Below are 1,563 nucleotides of genomic sequence, written 5' to 3'. Positions count from 1 at the left end.
AAGCATCGCGCTCGCTTCAGCTCCGTTAGGGTTGGTCGAGAAGAGCCAGTTCTTTCTCCCAATAACCAGCGGCTTAATTGCACGTTCAGCGCGGTTATTGTCGATAGATAAGTGGCCGTCATCGATATAGCGAATGAGCTTTGGCCATTGGCCTAGCGTGTATTTTATCGCCTTACCCAGCGAGCTAGACTCCATCACTTGTTGAGTTGTCATCCACTCGTATAGCTCATCCAGTATTGGCTTGGCATGCTGTTGACGCTCTGCTTTGCGTTTTTCCGCAGACTCACCGTTTAAGCGGGATTCTATCCCATAGAGCTTCTGGATTTTGGCCAGCGCTTTATCCGCTTTGCCTGTCTTACCTTTACCTTGAAGCTTCTTCGCATCCATGAACTTACGCCGTGCATGCGCCAAGCAGCCAACATTAGTGACTTGATGAAGCCCATCATAGGCACCATAGCCATCGGTTTGCAGATAACCACCATAATCTTCCAAGAAGGCAACAGGGCACGCCTTCGCGCGACTGTTTTGATAGTCGTACAAGGCGATATTCTTTACATTGGGCAGTGCGGCACCTGGCGAGTCAGCCCCCGAGCAGTAGAGCCACATGTAGCATTGCTTATCTTCCTTGAGTACATTGAGCGGCGTTTCATCCGCCTGAACCACGACTTGTTGAAGTAAGTGCTCTTTTAGGGCGCCATAGAGTGGTTTGAACTTCTCACTGACTTGGATAACCCACCTTGCCATGGTGGTGCGTGATAGTTCGATACCCGACTGGGTAAACAGCGACTCTTGGCGATACAGTGGCATTGCGTATTGATATTTGCCAAGGATGATGTTGGCAAGCAGACTTTCTGTCGCGAAGCTTTTAGGGATAATGCTTTGCGGCGCTGGCTTTTGAACGATGCGATGGTTGTCTTCAGTTTGCTCGCACTGACGACAAGCATATTTAGGACGAACATATTCCAGCACTTTGAGCACCGCTGGTGAGAACTCAAGTTTCTCACTGCGGTCTTCACCGATTTTATGCAGATTATGTTGGCAGCAAGCGCACTGCTTTTCATGGTCGTCTAAATCAAGTTCGATAACCTCACGAGGCAAGGTCTTTGGAAGTGGCTTGCGTTTACCACGTTTCTTCGTGGTGGTCGTCGTGACCTCAACTTCTTCTTTAGCGGCTTCACATTCCACTTCGTTGAAGAGGTCACCTTGAGATTCATTGTAAGGCTTTAACGCCTCCGAGCGTTTAGCGAACTGGCGGTCGAAGGCCAGCTTGAGCTGTTCAAGTAGCGACTGGCGCTCTTGTTTCCACTCAGATTCTTTCTGTTTTTGCGACGCCATCAGCGCTTTCACCATCGCTTGTAGCTCGGCAACATCTTGGCTTTCTGGGTTAATAGTTGGCGTCTTTTTCATGGCATTGATTATATTAAAATTATGCCATTAACGCTTGGTGAATAAGGCTTTATTTTCGATTAAGTCATTGTAAAATTGTTTATTTTAACGGGTTTATGGCCGATAATCGTGAAGCCAGAAAGGAGTCTATCAAGCTCGAATTGAGTCAGGGGGAAC

At 48.0% G+C, this 1,563-nt stretch carries 1 protein-coding gene; it reads right to left on the bottom strand.

Going from position 1 to position 1,563, the window contains the following annotated elements; all coding sequences use genetic code 11:
* Positions 1 to 1,407 (bottom strand): IS66 family transposase (locus Q4519_RS21560; RefSeq protein WP_303515969.1); only part of this gene is annotated, 1,407 nt, incomplete at its 3' end.
* Between the last annotated feature and the right edge of the window lie 156 nt (positions 1,408 to 1,563).

The organism is Motilimonas sp. 1_MG-2023 (assembly GCF_030547455.1).
GTDB lineage: Bacteria > Pseudomonadota > Gammaproteobacteria > Enterobacterales > CBDFNC01 > Motilimonas.
This window is presented reverse-complemented; position numbering and strand designations above follow the sequence as displayed.